Source organism: bacterium (assembly GCA_035281585.1).
In the GTDB taxonomy this organism is placed as follows: Bacteria; UBA10199; UBA10199; order DSSB01; family DSSB01; genus DATEDP01.
Genome location: DATEDP010000121.1, coordinates 1 through 26,364 on the forward strand (window position 1 = coordinate 1; position 26,364 = coordinate 26,364).

The window sequence follows — 26,364 nt, forward strand, 5'->3', positions numbered from 1 at the left end:
GCGGGCCCATCATCGACCAAAGGGTGGTGCGGGTCCTGCCGGAGGACGACGAGACGAGCCTTTCGGACAGAATTTTGGCCGAAGAGCATCAATTGTACTCTTCTTGCCTGCAAAAAATCGCCGAGGGAAAGGTCAAGGTTGAAGGACGGAAGGTTTTTTTGAGATAAGGGGCGGTATGTCATTCCGAGGAGCCAAGCGACGAGGAATCTCTGCGGAGGCCATTGGCGCCAAAAACTCCGCAAGGATCCCTCGCTACGCTCGGGATGACAAATAAAGGACCTCGGATGCTGAAAAAATTGACAATCGCCTTGGCCGCGCTGACGGCCCTTGCCTTCTCCTCTCAATCTCAGGCCCGCGAAGGCTGGTCGGTCGGCCTCCAAGGCATGGGAAACTTCTTCCTCACCGACAGCGATCCCGAGCTCAAGATCGGGCCCGGCGGCGGCATCGCGGTCGATTATCGCTTCAACCAGCGTTGGAGCATCGAGGCCGACCTCTTCGTCTCCTTCCACGATGGCACCGGGATCTCGGAGGGCGACGACGACATGTTGCTGCTCGGCGTCCCGACCGTGGAGCTCAAGTTCTATCCCCGCTCCCAGGAGGCCACGGTCGAGCCCTACGTCTTCGCCGGCCTCGGGATCTACGTGCTCACCGAGGGCGACATCGACAACGACAGCGGGGGCGTCGGCGTCGGCGGCAATCTCGGCGCCGGAGTCGACTTTTACGTGATCGACCGACTCTCGCTGGGCTTCGCGGTGAAGTTCCGGCCCATCGCCCTCATTCAGGGCGGAAACAACTCGGCGGCCCTCATCGATTTGGGACTGGTCGGCAACGTGGTCTGGCATTTCTAGAGAAAGGATATGGCGGAACAATACAGCGACATCCTCATCATCGGAACGGATCTGGCGGGGCTCATCACCGGCGCCTTCCTGGCCAAGCGCGGCTTGGCGGTCACCGTCCTCAACCTCGACCGCGACGTGTCGCTCCAGAAGAAGAACATCCAGCCCAACCTCATCACCCACCTCGAAAGCCGGCTCTTCAAGAGCATTCTCGGCCGGCTTTCGATCACCGACCACGAGCTCAATATCGTCTCCCGGCTGGAGATTCCCTACCAGACGGTGATGCCGAAGCACCGGATCGACGTCTTCCGCGACCGCGAGCGGCTCTTCCGCGAGCTGAAGCGGGAGTTCCCCCAGGATTTCGAGAGCATCAAGGCCTTCTACGAAGCGATGGACCACTTCGACGCGACCCTCGACGCCGAGGCCTTGCAGGAGCTGATCCTGCCCCAAGGCCTCCGCAAGCGCTGGCGCTTTAAAAAATTCGTCCAGCAGACCGGCTTGAGCCAGCGGGTTTCGGATTACGTCGCCCGGCTCGGCGCCGACGGCGAGGTCCGAGCCTTCCTCGAGGGCCAGCTCAAGATGCTCTCCCAAACCCATTCGGAGAATCCCTTCACCTATCAGATCGCCAAGGCCCTCAGTAACGAGAATTGCGTCCTCTTCGAGGTGAAGGGCGGGATCGGCCATCTGAAGAAGCTCTTCCTCGACAAGATCGAGTCCTTCGGCGGCCGGGTTAAAAACGAGGCCGCCATCGAGCGGGTCCAATTTGAAAAGCGCCGAGTCAAAGGCGTCCAGCTCGGCGGCTTCGACGGGATGATCGGCTGCCGCTACCTCCTATGGAACGACGAGGTTCGAGGGCTGAAGAATTACCTGCCGCGCAATTTCTGGACCCGCCGGCTGCTCAAGCGGATCGACGGCATCAAGCCCCGCTTCTACCACTTCAGCATCCAGTACCGGCTTGACCCGAAAGTGATCCCGATGGGGATGCGCGAAAACCTGCTCTTCATCGGCGATCCCGAGGCCGAGCTGACCGGCCCCAACTTCCTGCACCTCAACATTTATCAGCCGGCCCAAGACGATCCTCAAGGCTTGGCCTACCTGACGGTGAGCTACTTGCTGGCCGCCGACCAGCTGGACCTGCCGGCCGACGGCTTCCAGGCCCTGCACGACAAAATCACCCAAACCCTGAAAAAGCTGATGCCCTTTTCCGACGGCCGGCTTCAACTCCACTTCCCGATCGAAAACAAGGAAACCGAGGAGTCGGGCCTGCTCTTCCCGACCGAGAAGAGCGACTTCGAGACTTTCCGGGAAAATGCCGCGGCCAATCCGATCCACGCCGTCGCGCCGCGCGATTTCGGCGAGCTCTTCCCGCTCCATCACCGCACCGCCTACAAGAACCTCCTCCTGACCAGCCCCGAGATCCTGGCGGCCCTGGGCTTCGAAGGGAAGTTCCTCCTCGGCCTCAAGACCATCGACGTCATTTGGAACGAGGTCGAGGCCGGGAAGAAAAAGGCCATCAAGCAACGCAAGGTGGAATAGGGAAATCCGGAGTCACGCTAAAAAAGCTTGAACGCCAAGTAGATACCCATTCCGATCGCCAACGCCGTCTTGAGGAAAGTCGCCACGACCTTGGTGGCCAAGACCGCCAGCGCATTGGTGAGGGCTCGGCCGAAACTTTTCAGGTGAACCCATTCCCAAACGAAGGCGCCGATGAAGGCGCCGATGAAAACACCCAGGATCGCGCCGATCAAAAAGATCGGCACGCCGACGATCGCTCCGACGATGCCGCCGATGAAGGCGCAGACGATGGCGCCGTTGCTGACCTTGAGCGGCTTGCTGCCGAGGGTGCCGATGAAGAACTCGACGATCTCGCCGAAAACCGCCAGGCCGATCAAGATCGCGTTGACCGCCCAAGGCGAGGCGCCGCCGCCGTCGAAGCTGAAGAAAAAGGAGTAAAGCACCGAACCGGCCACGATCAGCCAAGTTCCGGGGAGACCCAAAGGGACCATCAAGACGCCGAGGACGATGCAGAGGAAGACGAAGCCCAAGCCACCGAGCCGGCCCAGGTCGGACCAGGGAATTTTTTGCCAGAGGGAAGAAATATAGTTCATCTAGCGAGAATCTTCCTGAGCGCTCCTGTCATCCTGACCGGGGGGCCCCAGTCGAACGCCGCGAGGTTCGAGTGAGACTGGGGGGAAGGATCTGCGACTGGCCAAGGAACTGCGTAAACCCAAAGCCCCCTCGTCCCCACGGAATTTCCCGGAAAACGCGAAGGGGCTTAGCACTTACCAAGGACATTGGTGGGTCGCAGATCCTTCGCTTCGCTCAGGATGACCTTAATCAAATAGCTCCGCCTGCAGCACCGGCGAGAAAGTCCGCCGGTGCAGCGGTGTCGGCCCATGGAGGTCGAGCTCCCGAAGGTGTTGGGGCGTGCCATAACCTTTGTGACTGGCGAAGCTGAAGCCCGGATAGACCTCTTGCTGCTCGGCCATGTAGCGGTCCCGGGCGACCTTGGCGATCACGCTGGCGGCCGCGATCGAGGCGCAGCGGCCGTCGCCCTCGACGATGGCCCGTTGCGGGATCGGCAGGTCGGCTTCGCGATTGCCGTCGACCAGCAGCAGGTCCGGGGCCTGCGCCAAACCCTCGACCGCCAGCTTCATCGCTTTCATCGAGGCCCAGAGAATGTTCAGCTTGTCGATCTCTTCGACCGACACCATGACGATGTGCCAAGCGAGGGCCTTTTGCAAAACGACGGCGCTGACCTGTTCTCGGATCTCGGGCTTGAGTTTTTTGGAATCGTCGAGCTTGGGAATCCGAAGTCCAATCGGTAAAATGACCGCCGCGGCACAGACCGGGCCGGCCAAGCAGCCGCGGCCGACCTCATCGACCCCGGCGATGACCCGGTAGCCTTCGTCGTGAAAGGCTTTTTGCGAGGCGTAGAGACCCATCTGCTTTCGGAATGAGCCCGGGCCGATTTTTTTTCAAGGGAAATTATCGGATCTGTCATCCTTCGTCGCTTCGCTCCTCAGGATGACTTAAGCCGGAGTCGATTCCGGCGCGGTCTCAGCCGGCGGAGCTCCCTCGGGAGCCGCCGCCACCGCCACCCCAAGGCCTCGGGTGTCCTTGGCGAAAATGCGGGCCTTCTTGCCGGAAAGATGACGCAGGTAGTAAAGCTTGGCCCGGCGGACCTTGCCGACGGTGCCGAGCTCGACCCGGTCGATGAAAGGCGCGTGAAGCGGGAAAATTCTTTCGACGCCGATGCCGTAGCTGACCTTGCGAACGGTGAAGCTGGAGCGGAGCCCGCCGTTGTGCCGGGCGATGACCACGCCTTCGAAGAGCTGAACCCGCTCCTTGTCGCCTTCTTTGACTTTGCAATAAACGCGAACGGTGTCGCCGACCTTGAAGTGGGGAATGTCGCTGCGCAGCTGGGATTTTTCGAAATCGAGAAGCGAATGCATAAAACTACCTTTCCAACAGTCGGTCGAGGGTGATGGCCACGGCGGCCCGCACCGGTAAATGATTGTAAGACCCGTCCTCTTGGGAGCCGATCGGCTCCAGCATCGCCTGAGTCTTGGCGAGCAATTCCTCGGTCATCCCCCAGCCGGTTCCGAAGAGCAAAAGATGAGGATCCTCGCTCTCTTGGAGCTGATTCTGAAAGTCCCGGTAACCGATGCGGTTCGGGCCCCGTTTGGCCGAGGTGCCGACGAGGCGGGGTGAGCTACCAATTTCATTTTGTATTGTCAAACAGGCATCTTCAAGGCTGGGGACCAGCGAAACCAGCTCGAAAGCCTCCTTCCGGGTGACGTTCATCTCGGCCCCCACCCCCACCAGCCAATGGTCCATGATCCGCTGGGCTAGCCGGCGCTGGCTCTCCACCGGGCAAACGATGAAATACTTAGTAATTCCAAAGGTTTTGCAGGTTCGGGCGATGTCGTGAATGTCGAAGGGGGTGATCGAGGTGCAAACCACGTCCTGGGCCTGGTTGTAGACCGGGTGGTGAATCAGGGCCAAGTAGATCGGGGCTTTGGGTTTCATCGGGGAGCCTTCAAGCCATTCAGGAAGCGTCTATCCTCTTCCGAAAGGTCGATCTGGTTCAAGAGGTCGGGCCGCTTTTCAAAAGTCCGGCGGAGGGCCTCGCGCCGGCGCCAGGCTTCGATCTCGCCGTGGTTGCCCTGCAGCAGGATCTCCGGGACTTTCCGGCCCTTGAATTCCGGCGGCCGGGTGTAATGGGGATATTCGAGGAGGCCGTCGGCAAAGCTTTCCTTGAGGATCGAGGCTTCCTTGCCGACGACTCCGGGTTGAAGCCGGCTGATGGCCTCGACCAAGGCCAGAGCCGGCAGCTCGCCGCCGAAGAGGACGAAGTCGCCCAGCGAGACTTCCTCATCGATCCAACCTTCGAGGATCCGCTCATCGACGCCCTCGTAGCGGCCGCAGACCAAGAGCAGCTCGTCATAGTCCGAAAGCTCCCGGACCAAGGCTTGATCGAGGCGCCGGCCCTGGGGGCTGAGGTAAATCACTCGGCCCTTTTGGTAGCCTTGGCGAAGCTCCTCGATGGCCGCGGCCAAGGGCTCCGGCTTCATCACCATGCCTTCGCCGCCGCCGTAGAGCACGTCGTCGACCCGGCGATGCTTGTCTTGAGCCCAGTCGCGGAGCTGATGGAGGTGAAACTCGATGAGCTTCTTCTCCGCCGCCTTGCCCAAAAGCGAAGCTTCAAGGAAGGGCCGCAAGGCCTCGGGAAACAAAGTCAAGATGTCGAAGCGTCGGGTCATAGTCTCTTTCCCTCCCCTTTGTAAGGGGAGGGCCAGGGAGGGGTAGAGCCGTCGGCGTCGTGCAAAATTTTTGCATGTCGCCAACGCTCTACCTCCCCCTACCCCCTCCTTATAAAGGAGGGGGAATTCAAAGCAAATCCTCCGCCAACTCCGTGAGACGCAGAATCCTTTCTTCTAGCAAAGTCGCCGCCACGAACTCGGAGCGATACGGCACCAGCGCCTCGTCGCCCTCCTCCCGGGCCACCCGCATCACGTCGTTCTCGCCGACTCGAAGAAAGCCGACCACTTCGCCGACCTTTCGGTCTTCGGCATTGCGGACTTCCAAGCCCTCGAGGTCGCTCAAATAAATCTCGCCCTGGGCCGGCGGCGGCAGGAGATCCCGCGGCAGGCCGAAGACTTGGCCGCGGAGCTCGCGGGCTTGTTCCGGATTCTCATAGCCCTTCAGCTTGAAAAGCCAATAGCGGCCGTGGCGCTTGGCCTGTTCCAAGGCCCGGGCTTCATGGGGCGCGGATTCGAAATAGACCTCGCTCAAGTCGGGGTAAATCTTGGATTCAGGATTGAAGGAAAGAACGCGGACCTGCCCCTGGATGCCCCACTCCTGCAAAATTTTTCCGAGCGGCACGAAGCGCGGGGTTGGCGGTGATTTAGGAGGCAACGCTGGCCGGTGCGGCGACCTGGTTCTTCTTGAGGAGGTGGCCGACGGTTTCGGAGGGCTGGGCGCCCTTGCCGATCCAATGTTGAATGCGGTCGTTCTTGAGGACCACCGCGTTGCTCTTGGCCCGGGGATCGTAAGTGCCGACGACCTCGATGAAGGCGCCATTGCGCGGCGCTTCGGAATCGGCGACGACGATGCGGTAAAAGGGCTTTTTCTTAGTGCCGTGACGGGCCATACGGATGCGAACTGCCATAAAAATCCTCAAGAAACGCGTTTTAGGTGGGCGGGTTTAGCCCGAACCACCGTGGAGATCAAGTCTATAATCAATAATCAATCCCCAGGTACTATACTACCCTCCCCCCTTGCGGGGGAGGGGTGCCCGAAGGGCGGGGAGAGGGGGAGGGGCAAAAGCAGCATTTGCTTCATGCCACGCCCCCTCTCCCGGTTTCGCCTACGGCGAAACCACCCTCCCCCGCAAGGGGGGAGGGCTACATGCCCGGCAATAAACCCCGCAACCCTTTTAGGCCCAACTTCCCGAATTTCTTCATCATCTTCTGCATTTGCTCGAATTCCTTGAGCAGCCGGTTGACTTCCGAAACCTGGGTGCCGGAGCCTTTGGCGATACGTAAGCGCCTGGAACCATTAAGGATTTTAGTCGAATAACGGCGCTCCTGTAGGGTCATCGAGTTGAGGATGGCTTCCTTGCGCTTCAGCTCCCGCTCCATGTCCTTGGGGTCGACCTGGTCGCTGAAGCGGCCCATGCCCGGCAGCATGCCCATGACTTTTTCCAGCGGACCGAGTTTTTTCATCTGGCCGAGCTGCTTGCGGAAGTCCTCGAGGGTGAACTCGGAGCGCATCACCTTCTCGGCCATCTGCTTGGCCTCGACCGCGTCGAAGTCCTTTTGGGCCTTCTCGATCAGGCTCATCAGATCGCCCATGCCCAGGATCCGGGAGGCAACCCGGTCGGGATGAAAGGCTTCGAGGTCCTCGATCTTTTCGCCAATGCCGGCAAAATAAATCGGCACGCCGGTGACGTACTTGACCGAGAGGGCCGCGCCGCCCCGGGCATCGCCGTCCATCTTGGTCAAGACCACGCCGCTGATCTTGAGCAGGTCGTGGAAGCTCTTGGCGACGTTGACCGCTTCCTGACCGACCATCGAGTCGACGACCAGCAAGCTGTGATGGACCTCGACCTTGTCGCGGATCCGCTCCAACTCCTTCATCAGCTCCTTGTCGATCTGCATCCGGCCGGCGGTGTCGAGGATGACGGTGTCGTAGCCTCGCTCCTGCGCGATCTCGATGGCCTTGCGGCAGATCTTCACCGGATCGTCCTTGGGATGAGTGTCGTAGACCGGCACTTCGATTTTGGCGGCCAGGGTCTTGAGCTGGTCGATGGCGGCCGGACGATAGACGTCGGCCGGCACCAGATAGGGGAAGCGCTTTTTTTCCTGCTTGTAGTAGCGAGCGAGCTTGGCGGCGCTGGTTGTCTTGCCGGAGCCTTGGAGGCCGACCATCATGATGACCACCGGCGGCTTGAAATTGAGCGCCGGCTCCTCGGTCTGCCCCATCAGCTCGACCAGCTGGTCGTGGAAGATCTTCACGAACTGGCGGTCCGGCGTGAGGCTTTTATGGACCTCCTCGCCCAGGGCCTTCACCTTGACCTTGTCGCAGAACTCCTTGACGACCTTGAAGTTGACGTCGGCCTCGAGCAGGTTGAGACGGATCTGGCGCAGGGCCTCGTCGATATTGGCCTCGCTGAGCTTGGCCCGGCCCTTGAGCTTGTCGATGACGTCGCCGAATTTTTGGGTGAGCTGTTGAAACATCAAACCACCAAACGGCGCACCAAGCGGCGCACCGAGATCAAGCCGATCACCAAGGCCGCCAGCAGCATTCCGCCGAGATAAACGGCGTCCATCCCCGAAAAGCGCCCGGCGAAGAGATGCCTAGCCACCTGGACTGGATAAGTCAACGGCAGGAAGTAGGCCAAGGTCTTGGCCCATGAGGGCAGGTTGTCGAGCGGGAAGAAGGTCCCCGAGAAGAGGAACATCGGCGAGACGAAGAGCGTGAAATAGTAAGTGAAGTGATCGTAGGAGCGGGCGAATGAGGTCATCAGCATCCCGAGGCTGGCGAAGAGCAGGCCGGTGCACGCCATGACCAAGGGCACCAGAGCCACCCAGACCGAGGGGATGAGCCGGAAGATCGCCAAGACGATGAAGATCACGCTGCTGGTGACCATCGCCTTGGTCGCGGCCCAGAGGATCTCGCCGCCGACCACCTCGTTCATCGAGACCGGCGTGGTGGCGATGCCGTTGAAGGTCTTCTGCACCTCCATCCGGGTATAGGAGCTGAAGGTGGTTTCGAAGCTGGAGCTGTTCATCACCGTGGTGATCAAGATGGCCGGCGCGATGAACTCGACGTAGCTCATCCCTTGAATCTCGGGGACCATCCGGCCCAGGCCATAGCCCATCGCGAAGAGGTAGAGCAAAGGCTCGCCGAAATTGGCCGCCAGCGAGGCCAAGAAATACTTCTGCCAAACCAGGAAATCGCGCCGCCAGACTTTGAAGATGCGGTAGGTGAACATCAATCCCTCAATTCCCTTCCCGCCAGCTTCAAGAAAACGTCTTCCAGCGAAGCCGGCCGGAGATGGAAGTCCAGCTGCTGGATCTCGGGCATCTTCTCGAGCAAGGCGCCGTTCCGTTCGCGGATCAAGACATAGAGCGTGTCCCCGACCAGCTCGGTCTCGCGCTGGGCCCGTCCGTCCTCGGCATCGACCGCCTGCTTGAGCGGCTGGAGAGTGGCATTGGGCGCCCGGATCTCCAAGACTTCCCGGCCGACGTATTTCTCGACCAGCTGGTCGGGCTCGCCCTCGGTGAGGATCCGACCCTGATCCATGATGACCAGGCGGTCGCAGAGCCGGCTGGCCTCTTCCATGTAATGAGTGGTCAAAACCATCGTGACGCCGCTGGCCTTGAGCGCCCGCAACTTGTCCCAGATGAGGTGCCGGGCCTGGGGATCGAGGCCGGTGGTCGGCTCGTCGAGGATCAGGACTTCGGGCCGGTTGATCAGGGCCCGGGCGATCATCAAGCGCCGCTTCATGCCGCCCGAGAGCTTGTCGATCTTCTGGTTGCGCTTTTCCTGGAGGCTGAGAAAAGTCAGCAGCTCCTCGGCCCGGCTCTTGGCCTCGGCGGCCGGGATGTCGAAATAAGACGCGTAAAGGATCAGGTTCTGGAAAACCGTCAGGTCGGGGTCGAGGTTGTCCTCCTGAGCCACCACGCCGAGCTTGGCCTTGATCTTGCGGGCATCCCGCATCACGTCCATGCCCAAGACCTCGAGCCGGCCGGCCGAGACCGGCGAGAAACAGTAGATCATCCGCATCGTCGAGGTCTTGCCGGCGCCGTTGGGCCCGAGGAAGCCGAAGCACTCGCCGCGGGCGATGTCGAAACGGATGCTCTTCACCGCCTCGAAGCCGTCGAAGCTCTTGCGCAGATCGCGGGCCAAAATGACGGGAGCGAGATTGGTCATCGCGGAAATTACTAGGCCGGGAGAGGCTCGGGAGGCAAGCCTTCTCGCCACCATGTCATTCCGAGGAGCGAAGCGACGAGGAATCTCAAACCTCCTTGGTGGGTATGAGATAGGGATAGGCTATCTGTATTGCACCTGGACGTCGAAGGCGAAGTCCATGTGGCGGCGGCGGGCGTCGTCGACGTATTCCCGGGGCTCGACGATCGAGACGTGATAGCTCTCTTCCCTTCCCGAGAGCATCGACATGAAGAGCCGGACGGCGTTGCGCCATTCGAACATGCCGTGAACCAAGTCGCTGAAGGAGAGGCTGAAGGATCGGTTGTTCTTGAGCAATAGCTTGTCCAGGATCATGGACACGTGGCGCGGAGTATCTTGGTCCTGAAGCTGAGCCCGGGCGCCCATGCCGAGAACCATCAATTCCTTGGCCGGCAGCCGGCCTTGCAAGGGCATGAGCAGCGCTTCGCCGTGCTGGCCGTTGAAGCGCTCTCTTAGGATGAGCTCGGAAAGCCGGCCGTTGAGCCGCCAATCGACCATCCCGGCTTGGCCCCGAAGCGGCCGCACGTCCTCATAAGCCAAAACCATCGCCAGATGGTTTTCGACCTCGTCGAGCGGATCGCTGGTGATCTTGAGCTGGATCATGGTCCTTAAGAGGCTTTTAAATCTTTTTTAAGGCTTTCGCAATATGGTCGAGGATGCCGTTCACGAAGGCGCCCGATTCCTCGGTTCCGTACTTTTTGGCGATCTCGATGGCCTCGTTGATCGTGACCGAGGCCGGGATATCCTGACAGTAGAGCAGCTCGAAAACCGCCATCCGCAAAATATTCCGGTCGACCGAGGCCATCCGGCTGACCTTCCAGTGGGTCGAATGCTCCTCGATCAGGCCGTCGATCTCGCGGACATTGCTCGAAACCCCGTCCAGGATTTGGCGGGTGAAGGCCTTGACCTCATCCATCGCGGCCGGGCTGAGCTCGCTGTCCTCGAGGATCAGGCTGTGGGGGTCCTTCCAGAAACGCTCGGTGACTTCCTTGCCCGATTTCTGGGCCAGCTCGGTTTCGTAGAGGAGCTGAAGCGTGACCTCGCGGGCTTTGCGGCGATTACCCACGGCGCACCTTCTTTCCCAGCACCGCCATCTCAACGGCGGTGAGCGCGGCCTCGCGGCCCTTGTTGTGGGCATCGTCGCCGGATCGGGCCTGGGCCTGGGCCTCGTTGTCGGTGGTGAGGACGCCGAAAGCCATCGGCACCCCGGTCTTGAGCATGGCCTGCATCAATCCCTGGGTCACGCCCTCGCAAACGTAATCGAAATGACTGGTGTCGCCTCGAATGACCACGCCCAAGCAAACGACGGCGTCGAATCCTTGGGTCTGAGCCAGTTGCTGGGCCAGCAGCGGCAGCTCAAAGGCGCCGGGCACCCGAAAGATCTCGATCTCGGTCTCGGCCAGGCCCAGCTCCTGGAGGGCCAGCAAGGCGCCTTTGAGCAGGCCGTCGGCCACCTTCGGATTGTAGCGGCTCGCCACCGCTGCGATCCGCAGGCCGCGGGCATTGAGGTCTTTCAAAGATAGCTCGGTCTTTCCCATCTAAAATCTTCTTCACTCCAAATTACCCTCCCCCCTCGCGGGGGAGGGTGGCTCCGGCTTTAGCCGGAGACGGGAGAGGGGGTGCGGCAAAAGCGGCATTGTCTTAGCGCCACCACCCCTCTCCCGCCCCTTCGGGGCGCCCTCTCCCGCAAGGGGAGAGGGCGTCTTCATTATACCTTCTTTAGCAAATGCCCCAGCTTATCTTTTTTCGTCGCCAAATAGTGGAGGTTGGAGCGGTTCGGCGGAATCTCGATCGGAACCCGCTCGACGATGCTCAAGCCGTAGCCTTCGAGGCCGACGATCTTCTTCGGATTGTTGGTCATCAGCCGGATCTTGCGGACGCCGAGGGCGACCAGGATCTGGGCGCCGATGCCGTAGTCCCGCAGGTCGGGCTTGAAGCCGAGCTTCTCGTTGGCCTCGACCGTATCCAAGCCCTCTTCTTGAAGAGTGTAGGCCTTGATCTTGGCCGGCAAGCCGATGCCCCGGCCTTCTTGCCGAATGTAGAGGATCACGCCCTTCCCGGCCTCGCTGACCATCTCCATCGAGCGGTGGAGCTGGGCGCCGCAATCGCAGCGCATCGAGCCGAAGGCGTCGCCGGTCAGACACTCGGAGTGGACCCGGACCAGGACCTCGTCCTCGGGCTGGATCTCGCCTTTGACCAAGGCAACGTGGTGATTTTTGTCGACGTCGTTGTCGAAGACCTTGATGCGGAAGTCGCCGAAGGCGGTGGGCAGCTCGGCCTCGCTGGCCAAGCGGACCAGGCTCTCCTGCTGCAGTCGGTAGCGGACCAGATCGGCGACCGAAACGATGCCGATGCCGTGCTCGGCCGAAAATTTTTCCAGGTCCGGCATCCGGGCCATGGTGCCGTCCTCGTTCATGATCTCGCAGATCACCGCCGCCGACTTCATGCCGGCCATGCGGGCCAAGTCGACCGAGCCCTCGGTTTGGCCGGTCCGGACCAGCACCCCGCCCTTGCGGGCCCGCAGCGGGAAGATATGGCCGGGTCGAGCCAGCTCCTCGGGTTTGCAATCGTCCTTGATCGCCGTCAGGATGGTCACGGCCCGGTCGGCCGCCGAAATTCCGGTGGTGGTGTTGTCTCGGGCGTCGATCGAGACGGTGAAGCCGGTGTTGTAGAGCGAGCTGTTGTCCTGAACCATCATCGGCAGCTGGAGGGCCTGGCACTTGTCCTCGGTGAGCGAGAGGCAGATCAGCCCCCGGGCATGACGGGCCATGAAATTGATGGCCTCGGGCGTGATGGACTCGGCGGCCATGGCCAAGTCACCCTCGTTCTCCCGGTCCTCGTCATCGACCAGGATGACCATCTTGCCGGCCTTGAAATCGTCGAGAGCCGCCTTCACCTTCTCGAAGCTGCGGTGGAACTCCATGATATCCGTCATAAATTCACTTTCGCTTTCTGGCTTGAGCTTTAAACATTTTCTCAAGGTATTTCAAGAGGATATCCGCCTCAAGGTTAAGCAGGGCTCCAACTTCCTTGTCGACCAGGGTGGTTCGCTCCTGAGTGTGGGGGATGATACAAAGCGAGATCCGGCCGGCCCGGGTCCGGTTGACGGTCAAGCTGATCCCATCCACGGTGACCGAACCCTTGTCGACCATATAGACCCGAAGGTGCTTCGGAACCTCGACCTCGAGCAGCCAGTAACCCTCGGGCTTGGCCTTGACGAAGGCCTTTTTGACGAGCTTCCCGACACCGTCCACATGGCCCTGGACGAGATGCCCGCCAAGACGGTCGGAGAGGCGGAGCGGCCTTTCGAGGTTGACGCGGCCCCCGACTTTCAATTCCCCGATATTGGTCAAACTTAAAGTTTCCGGTGAGACATCGGCGCTAAAGGTCTTTCCTTGAATCTTCGTGGCGGTCAGGCAGCAGCCGTTGACCGCGATGGAGTCGCCAACCTTGGTGTCCTTCAGCGAAAAGGGGCTCTCCACTTCCAGCCGGGTATGGCTGGGCTGGGACTCAACTTTTTTGATGCGGCCGACGCCTTCGACGATTCCAGTGAACATGCGAAGGATCGAGGCTAGCCAGGCCCGGACAAGGGGTCAAGGCTACATTTCAAGCCGCCGGCGAACCTTTTTCATGTCGGCTAGGAACTCGCGGTAGGCCTTCCGCCGGGACTCGGAATCGGGCTGGCGGAGCAGCGAGGAAGGGTGGACCGTGACATAGGTCGCCGCGGAGAAGTCGGTCCGAAAGAAACGCCCCCTCTCCCGCTTGATCGTCACCTTGCGGTCGAGGACCGCCTCGGCCGCGGTGACACCCAAGCAAACCAGGATCTCGGGCTGGATCAATTCAAGCTCAGCCTTGAGCCACGGCTTGCAAGCGGCGATTTCCGCGGAGTCGGGCTTTTCATGGATTCGCTTGTCGCCTTGGGGGCGCCATTTAAAGTGCTTCACCACATTGGTGACGTAGATCTCCGAGCGCTCCAGCCCGGCTTCGAGCAGGGCCTTTTCCATGATTCTGCCGGCCGGGCCGACGAAGGGCCGGCCGGCCTTGTCCTCTTGATCGCCCGGCTGCTCGCCGACCAGAAACACCTTCGCGCGAAGCGAACCCTCGCCGAAGACGGTTTGGGTGGCGCGCTTAAAGAGGGGGCAGCCGCGGCATCCCGCGGCTGCCTTTTTTAGGGAGGGGTATTCGTACTTTTCGGGCAGAAAATCTTCGGCCGAGACGCTCAGGGCCTCCCATCGTCGATGAACCGGAGCGGCGGCCTTCATTCCCGACAAGGTAAGGCGGAGAATGCACGGCCGCAATCGGGCGAAGCCTGATTCTGGGATGGGGGAAAACCTAGCGTGAATAAACCAGCAAGACGTCCTCGCCGAGGACCTCGACCCCCGAAAGTTTCAGGGAAGCGGAGGCCAGGGAACGAAGGGCTAAGGCGCCGATCATCGGCTTGGAGTCGGCGCCGAGAAACTTCGGGGCCAGAAAAGTCCATAGTTCCTCGAAGGCCTTCTGGCGGTAAAAGCCGGTCCAGACCCCGGGACCGCCCTCGACCAGCAGGCTGGTCAAACCGCGTTTGCCGAGCTGGTTCAACAAGCGCTTCAGGTCGATTTGCCCGCCGGCCAAAAGCGGCGCCGCCAGGATTTCGGCATTTTTTTTTTCGAGCCGGGCCCGCTTGGCCGCGGAAATTCGGCTCGGCCGGACCACGATCCAACAGGGCCCGCCGGAATCGTCATTCAGCACCCGAGCCTGGGGTGAGATGCGAAAGAGCGGGTCCAGGATGATGCGGACCGGCTGGCGGGCCGCCCCGCCCGATCTTGCGGTCAGCCGCGGGTCGTCGGCCTGGACCGTGCCGATGCCGGCCAGGACGCCGTCGACCTCGCCCCGCAATTGATGGACTCGGGACCGCGAAGCCTCGCCGCTGATCCAACGGGAGCGGCCGTTGGCCAAAGCCACTCGGCCGTCGAGCGAAGCCGCCGCCTTCAAGATGACGTAGGGCCGGCCGGTGACGATCCAGTGATTGAAAAAAGGGTTGAGCTCCTCACATTCCTCGCGGAGCAGACCGAGGTCGACCCGGATCCCCGCCCGCTGCAAGAGGCGTATCCCCTTCCCCGCAACCTTGGGGTTGGGGTCGACGGCGCCGACGACCACTCGGCGGATCCCCGAAGGCACGATGGCGTCGGTGCAGGGCGGCGTGCGCTTGCCCGCATGGCAGCAAGGCTCAAGGGTGACGTAGAGGGTGGCCCCGCGGGGGTCTTTCACCCGGCGCAAGGCCTCGATCTCGGCGTGGGGCAGTCCGGCCCGGCGGTGATGGCCCTTGGCCAAGAGCTTGCCGGCCCGAACCAAGACCGCGCCGACGATGGGATTGGGCGAGGTCCGGCCCCGGGCCTTGAGGGCTTCGGCGACCGCCAAGCTCATCCATTTCGCGTCTTCGGCGGAAAATCGGGATTTCTTCATAACGGCCAATGTCATCCCGAGGGATGACGCTATTATATTTTCTTGATTAGGTCGACGAACTCGCCCACGTCCTTAAAAGAGCGGTAGACGCTGGCGAAACGAATGTAGGCGACCTCGTCGAGCTCCTTCAACGCCTGCATCACCTGCTCACCGACCCGGCTCGAGGGAACCTCGGGCTCGCCGGCCTCGAGCAGCGCGGTCTCGATGTCGCTGGCCGTCTTCTCGATGGTTTCGACCGAGATCGGCCGCTTTTCGCAGGCTTTCTTCAAGCCGGTGATCACCTTGGCCCGATCGTAGGGCTCGCGGCGGCCGTCCTTCTTGACCACCAGCGGCAACATCTCCTCGACCCGCTCGTAGGTGGTGAAGCGCTTGGCGCAAACCTCGCACTCGCGGCGACGCCGAATCATCCCCCCGTCCTTGCTGACTCGGGAATCGATGACCTTGCTTTCAGGATCGCCGCAATAGGGACACTTCATAATCTTGACTCTCCCCCTCCTTTGTAAGGAGGGGGCGGGGGGAGGTAGAACTCCTGCGACTTCTAAGACGCTACCGTTCCACCCCCCCTAACCCTCCCCTTACAAAGGGGAGGGAATTCGTTACCGGTACAAAGGAAACTTCAAGCAAAGCTCTTTGATCTCGCCCTGGATCTTCTTATGCAAAGCCGAGTCCTGCGGCTTCGAAAGGGCCTGGTCGATCCAGCCCGCGATCTGGCGCAGCTCGTTTTCCTTGAAGCCGCGGGTGGTGAGCGCCGGCGTCCCGATCCGGACGCCGCTGGTGATCAGCGGCGACTGGTCGTCGAAAGGCACCGAATTCTTGTTGGTCGTAATGCCGGCCTCTTCCAAGACGTGCTGGGCGTCCTTGCCGGTGATGCCTTTGTTCCGGAGGTCGATGAGGATCAGGTGGTTGTCGGTGCCGCCGGAGATGATCTTGTAGTCCTTGGCCAAGAGGGCCTCGGCCAGGGCCTGGGCGTTTTTGATGATCTGCTGGGCATAGGCTCCGAAAGTCGGCTCCAGCGCCTCTTTGAAAGCCACGGCCTTGGCCGCGATGATGTGCATCAGCGGCCCGCCCTGGATCCCCGGGATCACCATCGAGTCGATCAGCTCGCTCATCTTCTTGACCCGGCCCGACTTGGGAGCGACTTGGCCGAAGGGATTGTCGAAGTCCTTGCCGATCAAAATGAGCCCGCCCCGCGGTCCCCGCAGCGTCTTGTGGGTCGTCGAGGTCACGACGTGGCAATGCGGGATCGGATCGTCGAGCAGCTTCTTGGCGATCAGGCCGGCCGGATGGGCGATGTCGGCGAAGAGGAAAGCGCCGCAGGCGTCGGCGATCTCGCGGAACTTCCTGTAGTCGATGTTCCGTGAATAGGCCGAGGCGCCGACGGTGATCATCTTCGGCTTTTCCTTCTTGGCCAGGTCCATGCACTGGTCGTAATCGATGCGGCCGGTCTTGGGATCGACCCCATAGGCGACGAAATTGTAAAGCTGACCCGAGAAATTGACCGGTGAGCCGTGGGTGAGATGGCCGCCATGAGAAAGGTTCATGCCCATGACCTTGTCGCCGGGCTTGAGGAAGCTGAAATAGACCGCCATGTTGGCCTGGGAGCCGGAATGGGGCTGGACGTTGGCGTATTCGGCGCCGAAGAGCTTCTTGACCCTTTCCAGCGCCAGGTTTTCAGCCCGATCGACGAACTCGCAACCGCCGTAGTAGCGGCGACCGGGATAGCCCTCGGCGTATTTGTTGGTCATGACCGAGCCGGCCGCCTCCAGAACCGCTTTGGAGACGAAGTTCTCGGAGGCGATCATCTCCAGCTTGTATTCCTGCCGGTCGAGCTCGCCTTGGATCGAGTCGAAGATTTGGGGGTCGTATTCCTTGAGGATGGTCACGGGCGGCTCCTGTTGGGGGAAGCGGGCCTAAAGGCCCTTGCTACAGGATCCCGTAGCCAGGGGCTTCAGCCCCGCTTCCGCTATTTAAAATTCTTATTCTCGATTTCGGCGATCTTTTCAAGGCGCCGTTGATGACGGCCGGCCTGGAATTTCGCGTCCAGCCAGGCTTGGACGGCCGCCGCCGCTTTGGCGTCGTCGAGCACCCGACCGCCCAGCGCGATGACGTTGGCGTCGTTGTGCTCCTTGCTCATCTGGGCGGTGAAAGGGTCGGTCACCACCGCCGCCCTTACTCCCTTGTATTTATTGGCGGTAATCGCCATGCCGATGCCGGTGCCGCAGACCAGGATGCCGCCGTCGACCTCGTGCTTGGCCAGGCTCTCGGCGACCTTGGCGGCATAATCGGGGTAATCGACCGAGTCCTCGGAGGCAACGCCCAAGTCGACGTAGGAAATTTTTCGTGAATCGAGAAGCTTGAGGATGGATTGCTTGAGATGGAAGCCCCCATGGTCGGAGGCGATCACGAGTTTCATTTCAGCGCTTATCTCAGCTTTCTTGAGACCGCCGCTTCACGTAGTCGATGACGTCCTTGACCGTGACGATCTTCTCGGCGTCCTCGTCGGGGATCTCCATTTCGAATTCTTCTTCCATCGCCATGACCAGCTCGACGATATCGAGCGAGTCGGCGCCGAGATCGTCGAGCAAAGAGGCGCCGTCGGCGACCTCGTCCTCGTTCAGTCCCAATTGCTCGGCGATGATCTGCTTGATTTTCTTGTCCAGGGACATGGAAACCTCGGGCGCTGGTTTAGATATTTTCTTCGAGCCTCAAGACGTCGACGTTCTTGTAAAAGCCACAATGAATGCAAACTCGGTGCGGAAGGCGAGGCGCTCCGCAGCGCGGGCAACCCGAGGGATTGACCGCCGTCAGTTTGTGAGTGGCGCGGCGCATGTCGCGGCGGGACTTGGACTTTCTTCGTTTAGGTACTGGCATAAAAGCTCGATTTCAAAGGCTTAAGTCATTCGCTTCCTAGTAAAGCGGCCTGCTGAGTACTATGGGCCCTGGGGATTGTCAATTAGCATTATATATGTACATACCGAAAAATTTACTTAAATAAATAAGTCATTTCAAAGGCATCGGACCGTGCAATCTTTTGTATTTTTCCGCTTTTCTTTTCGCCGGGGGCTTCTGTAGAATTTCTGGACAGCGAAGGAGTAAGGAAACACCGCTCGCTCTCTCCTAAGCAGACAATTCATTCATTCTCCAAGTGGTAAGGGCTCGGGCCCTTGTGAGCTGCACGGCTGTTTTGTCCGTTGAAGGGTATTTCCCTAACAACCTCAAAGCAGAAAGGAGAAAGCCATGAAGATTTGTTTCGCGCTAGCGACTTTTTAATCCCCCAAGATTCCCAAAAAATTTGAACCGAAAGGAGGATGCAATGAAAAAATCATTCGCGTTGATGACTTTCTAGGCCCCAAACGAAAACAGGTCTCGCTCGGAAAGGAGGGGAAACCATGAGAAAGTCATTCGCACTGGCAACCTTATAGTCACCTCAATGAAATGAGGGCTCGAATGTCAAAAACCGGAAGAGTCCCGGTCATTTCCCAATCACGGATCTCAATGATTGGGACTCTTCTTTTTCAAAATGGGAGGCCCCATGATCGGAGACCTGTTGAAATCGGAAATCGAGGATAGATTCGAGAAGATCAAAACCAGCAGCCCGCTTTACTTGAACGCGGTGGACGGCACCTTGACCGCCAAGCAAATCCATCAATACTTGGCCAATATTCGCTATTTGGTCAGCCACACGCCGATCCATTTGAAACGGGCCCTGCTCCTCAGCCGGCAACGGGAGCAAGCCGCCTTGGCCGAATTTTTTGCGGCCAAAATCGAGGAGGAGGTCGGTCACGACGCCTGGGCCGAGGACGACATGAAGAATCTTTCGCGGCGAAGCGCCGAAAAAGATCTGCCCGCCGAGCTGGTGGACCCGATGCGGCAATTGGTCGAATACATCGGCCAAGTCATCGAGCGGGACCCCCTCCTCTATCTGGCCTACATCCTATTTTCCGAATATTTCACCGTTATCGCCGGCCCCCAATGGCTGGCCTTGCTCGAAAGAAACTGCGGGATTCCGGCCAGCTCGATGAGCGTGGTCGGCAAGCACAGCGAGCTCGACAAGGAGCACACCCGCGAAGACATCGACGTCATCGATCGGCTCATGAGTCCCGGCGTCAAGCCCGACCAAGCCGTCGAGGTCTTGAACCGGGCCTTCGGATTTTACGAAAGCTTCGCGGCCCGGGTGGGCTCGCTTTCATGAGCTCGCTCGATGAGTTGTCCGACGCCCACCCCTTGCCGGGGGACTGGAAAAAACCGGAGCTCTACGAGGAAGTCGCCGAAACCCCGAGCGCCCGGCTCCTTTTGACGGGACTGACCGCCGATCATCCCCGGTACGGACGGGTCTTTGCCGCGGCGGCCGATTTCGACGAGCCCCAACTCTTGCGATGCTACTTCGAGCTGTTGGAGAGGGTCGGCATCCTCGAGGCCGAAAACCGGGAAGGAGGCGATTTCGAACTCAAGGACCAAGACGACCGGCCAACTGGCCGCATCTCCAGCTCGGATTTATTCCCGTCGAGCGAGACTCCCGCGATTTGGCAATATTCCAAATCCAACGGCGTCGCCGCCCATCGCGACTGGGGATCGGCTTGCCGAAACGCCCAATTGGAATTGGTGGAGCGAGACCGGCTCCTCCGTTCCTGGTACGGCCAAATCCAGCCGGCCGCGATCGCTTTCGAGCCGCCGGTGACCGATCCGAGATATCGCTTCCGGATGTACGCGTTCGCCTCGCCTCGAGATCCCTGCCCGATCTTCGTCCACGGCCTTTTCGCCTTCCCCCTGAGCGAGGAGGTGCTTTTCGCCTATGGCACCGGCGCGGGCTGGAGCCCGGAGGACGCCACCCGTAAGGCATCCCGTGAATTTCTGCAAATGTATGGATTCTTGCTGGGCGAAAAAACCGAAACCGAAGCGCCGCCCTTCGCTCCCAACCCCTCCTATCACCAGGCGATGAATTTCCGGCCCGAGAGCAGGGAAAAGATCGGCCGCTGGCTGGAGGGAGCTCACTCGGCGTTCGCTTCGGCGCCCGAAACCCCGGGCCGGGCCGAGCCGGAGACTCGCTATGCCGACATCACTCCGCCTTCGCTGGCGAGCCGGATCTTCATAGCCAAAGCCGTCTGCCCGCGGAGGCTTCCACTGACCTTCGGCCGGGCCCGGCTTCGGGGCGCCGAAAAGCTGCCCGAGGAGCTGCTCGTCCATCCCTTTGTCTGATCTTTCGTCGGATTTTTAATGCACACCCCCCTTTGAAAAAGAGGGGCTGGGGGGATTTAAAGACATGGCAAGCCCCAGAACCTGCATGGGTATTCCTACGACCGCTTCAAATCCCCCCTACCCCCCTTTTTCAAAGGGGGGATTCTCGGAGGAGCGGAGCTGGGGCTTCACTCCGTAACAGAAGCGGTCCAAGAAGGCCTTCTCGTTCCTGGGATTCAAGAATTTGCAGAAGCGAACCAAGACACCCCAGCGCTCCGAATAATTCACGCCGGCGATGTTGTATTCGGCGCGGTTGAGCATCTTGACTTGGGCCAGATTGGAAGGGGAAATGTCGGCTTCGGTTTTCACCACGCCGAAATTCCGCAAAATTTGATGAACGAAGTCCTGGATCTTGGTGCCGCGGCCTTGGGATTGGAATTCCGACAAAAAGTAGAGGTTCCGGTGATAGTAGGTGCTCCAATCGATGAGGGTTCCGGTGTAGACGCCGATGACCTTGGAATCGCGCCGGAACACCATGAAATCCCCGACCTCCCGGTAATATTTTTGCTTGAACTCGGTGAAGGGGTCCTCGAGGAAGGGCATTTCCTGGCCCTCCAGCGTGAAAACCCGGGCGTAGTTTTCGCGGTGAAACTCCATCGCTTGGTCGAAGCTGGAAAGTTCGATTTGTTCGTGCTCGTCGATCCTATGAGGCAGGTGATCTTCCCAATTGAAACCGAGAACCTTCTCGCTCAGGCTTTTTTGCCGCGACATGAAACCTCCTCCACCCGAGCAAGCACCAGCTTATGAGCGGGTCCCTGCCATTGTCAAAATAAAAGCGCCCCGCCAAAAGCGGGGCGCTTTTACCATTTACTGAGTGGAGTCCCAATTACGACGATCGTATTTATTGGCCGGCTTCTCTCTCGGTCGCTGGGAGTCGCTTTGCGGCACAAGCGTCCCTTCGGGCTGCTCTCGCTCGTATTTGCTTTTATGTTGGAAGTGCTTCCCTTCCTCAGGAGACGGCGCTGCTTCCTTCTCGGCACGGAAGCTCTCGTTGTACCTCGTATAATCCAGGCCCGCCATCGCGACAGAAGTCAGGAATAAGCTTCCGAAGATGACGGACGTCATTGTTGTGGCAATGCGTTTCATAAATTTCTCCTTTTAAAATTAAATCCGAAGACAAAAATGAGGAGGGAATCGCTAAATCAGCAGGCTATTTTTAGAGAGAAAGAGGGGTAGATGCGGATAAGATGGGATGCTTGAGACGGTTGGATATGCGGCCAAGAACGCGACAGGCGGCTCTAAACCGGATCGCCCCACCCAACCGACATTTTTTGCAAAGAAGGCATCGCCCGCATTTTTGGCCGCGGAGACAAAAGCGGGAATGGTTTTCTGGGAAACGACGCAGCAAGCGGCATCCAACGTCGCCCCGACCGACGTTTCCGCTCGAACTTTGGGGCAACAATCCGCACAACCCTTCATCCCCCATTTGCACGACATGAGATAAGAGGGGCCAACCGCCATGAAGAGGAAGGCTAAAATCAGCGACAACGTTAATTTTAAAGTCGGACGTTCCATTCCATTGACTATTATGGATCATCAAAAGAACGTCGCAAGTTGGTTTTAGTTTTTTGAAAGCCGGAATTGAAATTATCTCATGGAAACCAAGGCTAAGCGAAAATGACCGGTGTTTTCCCGGTACAAGGTCTCCCCCGCAAGGATCAAATCCCGCCGCTGCAGCCGGGCCAAAATCTCCAAGCAGCACTTGGCCATCGGCCCCCGGAAAGCTTTGGCGTAAAGCGGGCATTCCCGCAAAAATCGAAGGATGGCCAAGACCTTCTCCAAACTGTAATCGACGGATCCGCCTCGATTCATTTCATCCCTCAAGCCCACGAGCCCCTGGGACAAGACATCATAGGGGTTATCTCCGTAAGCAAGCTCGGTATAGAAGGCATTGAGCTCCGTGTATTTTTCAAAGGCCTGAGACTCCGTTTCCACAGCTTCGGCGATGTCGATCAAATGGGAAGCCTCGTGGTACTCGATGGCGCGGCTCCGAATTTGAATGAATTTTTCCGTGAATCGATTCAAGGCGGCTTGCCGAGAGGCAGCGCCCTGAAGGGCATCGCGATACACTGGATTCCAGGCGAGGGCCTCGAAATGAAGTTGCAAGGCCCTGAGGCTATTTTTCGCGCCAACGCTAAGGACATGGCCTTGGGAAATCATCAACTCTCTCTCCAAAGTCATGAGTTGATTTTTTGCCGGAATAGGAAAGCCCGTCATGGATTCCCCTGTTTTTTCAAAGCGGAGAAAAAGGTCTTCGGCTTCTTTTTTTAGGAATGCCCTATTCAAGCTTACATAATTAACCCGCCGACCCTCGTGGGTTTTGACGAAAGCTTCGCCGTCGAATTTCAAAGCCGAATTCTCTTGAATGAGCAGCCGATATTCCACCGGCCTATTCCAAATCGTGAGCGAGCGCGATTCGACCGGCGGCTCCAACTTTGCTTGGGCGAGGGTGAGGTTCAAACCGAGCATCGTACCCATCATTGCGATTAAAGCGAGGGCCGCTCGGACACTCTGCTGAAAAGTGATCCCTTGCATGTGGGTATTTAAAAGCAAGAATTGGGCCAAATACTTGATTTATAATAATATTTTTATTGAATAACTTAAGATACTTAGAGATCTGCTCGCCCCAATGCCCAAGTCTTTGAGGTTTGCCTGCCCAAAGCGAGTGCAACAGCCTGGTGATTGCTCACCTTAGGCTCGCTGCAAGCCCACCCGAGCAATGGGCTGGATTCGAAGATTTTCCGAGAGTTCTTGATAAGAGAGCACCGAGAGTTGGGGAAATTCGAGCTCGATGATCTTGCGGAAGTAACGGCGAATTTCGGCGGTGGTCAGGATCACCGGCGGTCGGGCCCCGGGCGGGAAAGGGTGCGACGCGATTTCTTTGCCGACGGCTTCGACGATTTCTTGGGTCGTTTCCGGCTCGAGAGCCAGGTAGTTCCCCTTTTCGGTCGTGCGGATCGCGTTGCGGACCAGATCCTCGATCTCGGGGTCCAGGAGATAGACCGCCATGGTGTTGGAGTGCCCCGCGTATTTATGGGTGATGTAACGCTTCAAGCCCGAACGGATGTGCTCGGTCAGCATCAAGGTATTGCGCTCGACCTCGGCCCATTGGGCCAGGGTCGAGAAGATGGTCTTGAGATCGCGGATCGCGATCTCTTCCTGAATCAGGCGCTGAAAAATCTCGGAGAGCTGAAGAACGGTGATGACCTTGGGCACCAGCTCCTTGACTAGGGCCGGATGGCTCTTCTCGAGCTCATTGAGGATGTTCTGGATCTCTTGGAGGCCGAGGAACTCGTGAGCGTGCTTGCGCAGGATGTAGGATAGGTGGAGGATCAGGTACTCGGCCACGTCCCACATCCGGAAGCCGGCCTGGACCGCCACGTCTTTGAACTCCTCATTGATCCAGGTGACGATCGAGCCGTCGATCGGGTGGATGGTCTCGGTGCCCTCGATGTTGAAGAGCGAAAGCTGCTCCAGCGGCTCGCCGACCAAGATGCAGCCGCGATAAACCCGGCCCTTGGCCACCGGCACTTCATTGATGTTGATGACGTAGCTCTCCGGCTCCATGTCGACGTTTTGACCGCGGACCTGGATGCCCGGGAAATTGACGCCCAATTCGTAATAAAGGCCGTGGCGGAGCAGCGGGATCAGCTCATTGATGAAGCGCCCGCCGTCCTGGCTGTCGTCGACGAAGGGGATGATGGACTCGCCGACTTCGAGCGAGATCGGCGCCGGCATGATGAAGGGCAGGACGTCGCCGTGCTTCTCGACCGCCCGCTTGACGACTTCTTCCTTGGGGAGGTCGGCGATGTCTTGGGCTTCTTCGGTCTTGCCCTTCTTCAAATAGAAAGCCACGGTTCCCAAGACGGCGGCCAGGATCAGGAAGGGGATCTTGGGCAGCCCCGGGACCAGGGCCAAGATGACCAGAAGACCGGCCACGATCATGATGGCCTTGGGATAGGCCGTGACTTGGCTGACGATTTCGTTGCCGAGGTTGGACTCCTTGTTGGCCGAAGCGACGCGGGTGGTGACGATACCGGCGGCGATCGAGATGACCAGGGCCGGGATCATCGAGACCAAGCCGTCGCCGATCGAAAGCAGCGAGTAGGTCGTGATCGCCTTGACCATGTCCATGCCCCGGATCATGACGCCGATAATGAAACCGCCGATGAGGTTGATGAGACAGATGATGATGCCAGCGATGGCATCGCCTTTGACGAACTTCATGGCGCCGTCCATCGCGCCGTACATCTGGGATTCGCGCTGGAGGATCTCGCGACGCTCCATCGCCTGCTCCATGTTGATGATACCGGCCCGCAAGTCGGCGTCGATCGACATCTGCTTGCCGGGCATGGCATCCAAGGTGAACCGGGCGCCGACTTCGGAGACGCGCTCGGCGCCTTTGGCGATGACGATGAAGTTGACCAAGGTGATGATCAGGAAGATGACCATGCCGACGACCATCGATTTCATCGAGGTGCCGCCCAAGACGAAGGAGCCGAAGGCCTCGATGACCTCGCCGGCGTGGCCTTGGGAGAGGATCAAGCGGGTCGAGGAAATGTTCAGGGCCAAGCGGAAAATCGTCGTGATCAAGAGCAAAGTCGGAAAGGACGCGATTTTCAGGGCGTCGGAAACATACAAAGCCACCAACAAGATCAGGATTCCGATGGTGATGTTGATGGTCAGGAGGATGTCGATCAGCCAGGTCGGGAGCGGAATGATGATCATCCCGATGACGGCGACGACCAAGACGGCGAGCACGACGTCACTGTACTTCGCCATCAGCTCATTGATGTTGCCTAGCTTGAATTTGGACACGGCGGGGACCCCTATTTTAGGACCCGAGCGCGTCAGGTCCTAGTTATATTCGGCGTTGATTTTGACATAGCCGTGGCCGAGATCACTAGTCCAAACTTCGGCCTCGCCCCGGCCCTGCTTCAAGTCCACGATCACCGGGAAATGGTCCGCCAGCATGAGCCGGTGGGCCTTCTCCCGGTTGGCGGGAGCGGTCGGGGCGCCGTTCTTCACCAAGGCCACGGAGCCGTAGAAGATATCGACTCGGGAAGGGTCAAAGGTTTCGCCGGAATAGCCCACCGCGGCAAAAACCCGGCCCCAGTTGGGGTCCTCGCCGAAGAAGGAGGTCTTCACCAGGGGGGAGCGGGCGATGGTGTACGCAATTTTCTTGGCCGAGGCCGGGGTTTTGGCTCCCCGGACCTGGATTTGGGCGACCTTGGTGGCCCCCTCCCCGTCCTGAACCATCATCCAAGCCAGTCTTTGGCAAACTTCCAAGAGGTCCTTTTCGAAGCGCCTAAAATCCGGGCTACCTGGCTTGGGACTCAACCCTGAAGCCCCCGAGGCCAACAGCAGCGCGGTGTCGTTGGTCGAAGTATCGCCATCGACGCTGATCGCGTTGAAACTTAAGTCGACCGCCTTCTTGAAGGCTCGCTTCAAGGCACCGGCCGGCAGGTCCAAATCGGTGAAGACATAGGCCAGCATCGTCGCCATATGGGGCTCGATCATCCCGGCGCCCTTGGCTAGGCCGGCCACCGTGTAGCTTTTGCCGCCGATTTTGCCTCGGACGACGTGGACCTTGGGGAAGGCGTCGGTGGTCATGATGGCCCGGGCCGCCGCCTCAAAGCCGCGGGCGCTCAGGCCTTTGACGGCCTTGGGCAAGGCCGACTCGATTTTTTGGATCGGGAGCTGGACGCCGATCTTGCCGGTGGAGCTAACCAAGACCTCGCTCTCCGAAATCTTCAGGGCCCGGGCGACCGCCTTGGCCGAAGCGAAGGCGTTTTTCAAGCCCTGGGTGCCGGTCGCGGCGTTGGCGCAGCCGGCGTTGACCAAGATGGCCTGGAGCTTCCCGCCCTTCATG

General features: G+C 59.5%; 31 protein-coding genes and 1 pseudogene. 4 read left to right on the forward strand and 28 right to left on the reverse strand.

Features of this window, described 5'->3' with window-relative positions:
- The first annotated feature begins 284 nt into the window (after positions 1-284).
- Positions 285-848, forward strand: a complete 564-nt coding sequence (locus tag VJR29_10490) for an outer membrane beta-barrel protein (protein HKY63838.1) — start codon at positions 285-287, stop codon at positions 846-848.
- Positions 849-857: 9 nt separating this feature from the next.
- Positions 858-2,372, forward strand: a complete 1,515-nt coding sequence (locus tag VJR29_10495) for a hypothetical protein (GenBank protein ID HKY63839.1) — start codon at positions 858-860, stop codon at positions 2,370-2,372.
- A gap of 17 nt (positions 2,373-2,389) precedes the next feature.
- Here VJR29_10495 and VJR29_10500 read toward each other — a convergent pair whose 3' ends face one another.
- The 22 genes and pseudogenes from VJR29_10500 to rpmF form a co-directional block, all read right to left on the reverse strand.
- Positions 2,390-2,944 carry a DUF456 domain-containing protein gene (locus VJR29_10500; protein ID HKY63840.1) on the reverse strand — a complete coding sequence of 185 codons (555 nt, stop codon included), beginning with the start codon at positions 2,942-2,944 and terminating at the stop codon, positions 2,390-2,392.
- Between the two features lie 225 nt (positions 2,945-3,169).
- The gene (locus VJR29_10505) at positions 3,170-3,781 is read right to left on the reverse strand and encodes a ribonuclease HII (GenBank protein HKY63841.1); all 612 of its coding nucleotides are present in this window, start codon (positions 3,779-3,781) and stop codon (positions 3,170-3,172) included.
- A 183-nt stretch (positions 3,782-3,964) separates the two neighbouring features.
- A pseudogene (gene rplS, locus VJR29_10510) lies at positions 3,965-4,291 on the reverse strand (50S ribosomal protein L19).
- 4 nt (positions 4,292-4,295) lie between these two features.
- A complete protein-coding gene (locus VJR29_10515; GenBank protein HKY63842.1) occupies positions 4,296-4,868 on the reverse strand; it encodes an RNA methyltransferase in 573 nt (190 codons plus the stop codon).
- On the reverse strand, positions 4,865-5,602 hold the full coding sequence (gene trmD / locus VJR29_10520) for a tRNA (guanosine(37)-N1)-methyltransferase TrmD (GenBank protein HKY63843.1): 738 nt from the start codon (positions 5,600-5,602) through the stop codon (positions 4,865-4,867). The genes VJR29_10515 and trmD overlap by 4 nt, the downstream gene beginning before the upstream one ends.
- A gap of 127 nt (positions 5,603-5,729) precedes the next feature.
- Positions 5,730-6,257 carry a ribosome maturation factor RimM gene (gene rimM, locus VJR29_10525; GenBank protein ID HKY63844.1) on the reverse strand — a complete coding sequence of 176 codons (528 nt, stop codon included), beginning with the start codon at positions 6,255-6,257 and terminating at the stop codon, positions 5,730-5,732.
- Positions 6,247-6,510, reverse strand: a complete 264-nt coding sequence (gene rpsP, locus VJR29_10530; protein ID HKY63845.1) for a 30S ribosomal protein S16 — start codon at positions 6,508-6,510, stop codon at positions 6,247-6,249. The genes rimM and rpsP overlap by 11 nt, the downstream gene beginning before the upstream one ends.
- Before the next feature lie 235 nt (positions 6,511-6,745).
- Positions 6,746-8,080, reverse strand: a complete 1,335-nt coding sequence (gene ffh, locus VJR29_10535; GenBank protein HKY63846.1) for a signal recognition particle protein — start codon at positions 8,078-8,080, stop codon at positions 6,746-6,748.
- A complete protein-coding gene (locus tag VJR29_10540) occupies positions 8,080-8,838 on the reverse strand; it encodes an ABC transporter permease (GenBank protein ID HKY63847.1) in 759 nt (252 codons plus the stop codon). Before VJR29_10540 ends, ffh begins: the two co-directional genes overlap by 1 nt.
- Complete coding sequence (locus tag VJR29_10545; protein ID HKY63848.1) at positions 8,838-9,779, reverse strand: ABC transporter ATP-binding protein; 942 nt, start codon at positions 9,777-9,779, stop codon at positions 8,838-8,840. The genes VJR29_10540 and VJR29_10545 overlap by 1 nt, the downstream gene beginning before the upstream one ends.
- Before the next feature lie 120 nt (positions 9,780-9,899).
- Positions 9,900-10,418 (reverse strand): M17 family peptidase N-terminal domain-containing protein, encoded by a 519-nt coding sequence (locus VJR29_10550; GenBank protein HKY63849.1) that lies wholly within the window; start codon positions 10,416-10,418, stop codon positions 9,900-9,902.
- Between the two features lie 16 nt (positions 10,419-10,434).
- Positions 10,435-10,881, reverse strand: coding sequence for a transcription antitermination factor NusB (gene nusB / locus VJR29_10555; protein HKY63850.1), 447 nt, complete (start codon positions 10,879-10,881; stop codon positions 10,435-10,437).
- Positions 10,874-11,353, reverse strand: a complete 480-nt coding sequence (gene ribH, locus VJR29_10560; protein ID HKY63851.1) for a 6,7-dimethyl-8-ribityllumazine synthase — start codon at positions 11,351-11,353, stop codon at positions 10,874-10,876. The genes nusB and ribH overlap by 8 nt, the downstream gene beginning before the upstream one ends.
- Before the next feature lie 170 nt (positions 11,354-11,523).
- Positions 11,524-12,750, reverse strand: coding sequence for a bifunctional 3,4-dihydroxy-2-butanone-4-phosphate synthase/GTP cyclohydrolase II (locus tag VJR29_10565; protein HKY63852.1), 1,227 nt, complete (start codon positions 12,748-12,750; stop codon positions 11,524-11,526).
- A 4-nt stretch (positions 12,751-12,754) separates the two neighbouring features.
- Positions 12,755-13,372 (reverse strand): riboflavin synthase, encoded by a 618-nt coding sequence (locus tag VJR29_10570; GenBank protein HKY63853.1) that lies wholly within the window; start codon positions 13,370-13,372, stop codon positions 12,755-12,757.
- A gap of 42 nt (positions 13,373-13,414) precedes the next feature.
- The gene (locus tag VJR29_10575; GenBank protein HKY63854.1) at positions 13,415-14,077 is read right to left on the reverse strand and encodes a UdgX family uracil-DNA binding protein; all 663 of its coding nucleotides are present in this window, start codon (positions 14,075-14,077) and stop codon (positions 13,415-13,417) included.
- A 70-nt stretch (positions 14,078-14,147) separates the two neighbouring features.
- Complete coding sequence (ribD, locus tag VJR29_10580; protein ID HKY63855.1) at positions 14,148-15,257, reverse strand: bifunctional diaminohydroxyphosphoribosylaminopyrimidine deaminase/5-amino-6-(5-phosphoribosylamino)uracil reductase RibD; 1,110 nt, start codon at positions 15,255-15,257, stop codon at positions 14,148-14,150.
- 32 nt (positions 15,258-15,289) lie between these two features.
- Complete coding sequence (nrdR, locus tag VJR29_10585) at positions 15,290-15,733, reverse strand: transcriptional regulator NrdR (GenBank protein ID HKY63856.1); 444 nt, start codon at positions 15,731-15,733, stop codon at positions 15,290-15,292.
- Positions 15,734-15,853: 120 nt separating this feature from the next.
- Positions 15,854-17,140 carry a serine hydroxymethyltransferase gene (glyA, locus tag VJR29_10590; GenBank protein ID HKY63857.1) on the reverse strand — a complete coding sequence of 429 codons (1,287 nt, stop codon included), beginning with the start codon at positions 17,138-17,140 and terminating at the stop codon, positions 15,854-15,856.
- 80 nt (positions 17,141-17,220) lie between these two features.
- Positions 17,221-17,670: a ribose 5-phosphate isomerase B gene (gene rpiB, locus VJR29_10595; protein HKY63858.1), complete on the reverse strand. Its 450-nt coding sequence runs from the start codon at positions 17,668-17,670 to the stop codon at positions 17,221-17,223.
- Between the two features lie 13 nt (positions 17,671-17,683).
- Positions 17,684-17,923 (reverse strand): acyl carrier protein, encoded by a 240-nt coding sequence (gene acpP, locus VJR29_10600; GenBank protein ID HKY63859.1) that lies wholly within the window; start codon positions 17,921-17,923, stop codon positions 17,684-17,686.
- A gap of 19 nt (positions 17,924-17,942) precedes the next feature.
- Complete coding sequence (gene rpmF, locus VJR29_10605) at positions 17,943-18,128, reverse strand: 50S ribosomal protein L32 (protein HKY63860.1); 186 nt, start codon at positions 18,126-18,128, stop codon at positions 17,943-17,945.
- Between the two features lie 661 nt (positions 18,129-18,789).
- Here rpmF and VJR29_10610 point away from each other — a divergent pair.
- Both VJR29_10610 and VJR29_10615 read left to right on the forward strand, forming a co-directional pair.
- Positions 18,790-19,449 carry a hypothetical protein gene (locus VJR29_10610; protein HKY63861.1) on the forward strand — a complete coding sequence of 220 codons (660 nt, stop codon included), beginning with the start codon at positions 18,790-18,792 and terminating at the stop codon, positions 19,447-19,449.
- Positions 19,446-20,453: a YcaO-like family protein gene (locus VJR29_10615; GenBank protein HKY63862.1), complete on the forward strand. Its 1,008-nt coding sequence runs from the start codon at positions 19,446-19,448 to the stop codon at positions 20,451-20,453. Before VJR29_10610 ends, VJR29_10615 begins: the two co-directional genes overlap by 4 nt.
- Positions 20,454-20,570: 117 nt before the next feature.
- On the opposite strand, the gene VJR29_10620 is transcribed toward VJR29_10615, so the two are convergent.
- From VJR29_10620 to argJ, 6 genes are all read right to left on the reverse strand, one after another.
- On the reverse strand, positions 20,571-21,203 hold the full coding sequence (locus tag VJR29_10620; protein HKY63863.1) for a GNAT family N-acetyltransferase: 633 nt from the start codon (positions 21,201-21,203) through the stop codon (positions 20,571-20,573).
- A 96-nt stretch (positions 21,204-21,299) separates the two neighbouring features.
- Positions 21,300-21,578 carry a hypothetical protein gene (locus VJR29_10625; protein ID HKY63864.1) on the reverse strand — a complete coding sequence of 93 codons (279 nt, stop codon included), beginning with the start codon at positions 21,576-21,578 and terminating at the stop codon, positions 21,300-21,302.
- A 51-nt stretch (positions 21,579-21,629) separates the two neighbouring features.
- Entirely contained in the window at positions 21,630-22,007 is a 378-nt protein-coding gene (locus VJR29_10630; GenBank protein HKY63865.1) for a hypothetical protein, read from the reverse strand.
- Positions 22,008-22,079: 72 nt separating this feature from the next.
- A complete protein-coding gene (locus VJR29_10635) occupies positions 22,080-23,057 on the reverse strand; it encodes a hypothetical protein (protein HKY63866.1) in 978 nt (325 codons plus the stop codon).
- A gap of 126 nt (positions 23,058-23,183) precedes the next feature.
- Positions 23,184-25,310 (reverse strand): type III secretion system export apparatus subunit SctV, encoded by a 2,127-nt coding sequence (gene sctV / locus VJR29_10640; GenBank protein HKY63867.1) that lies wholly within the window; start codon positions 25,308-25,310, stop codon positions 23,184-23,186.
- A 39-nt stretch (positions 25,311-25,349) separates the two neighbouring features.
- Positions 25,350-26,364, reverse strand: a 1,015-nt coding sequence (gene argJ, locus VJR29_10645) for a bifunctional glutamate N-acetyltransferase/amino-acid acetyltransferase ArgJ (GenBank protein ID HKY63868.1), incomplete at its 5' end; no start/stop codon positions are given.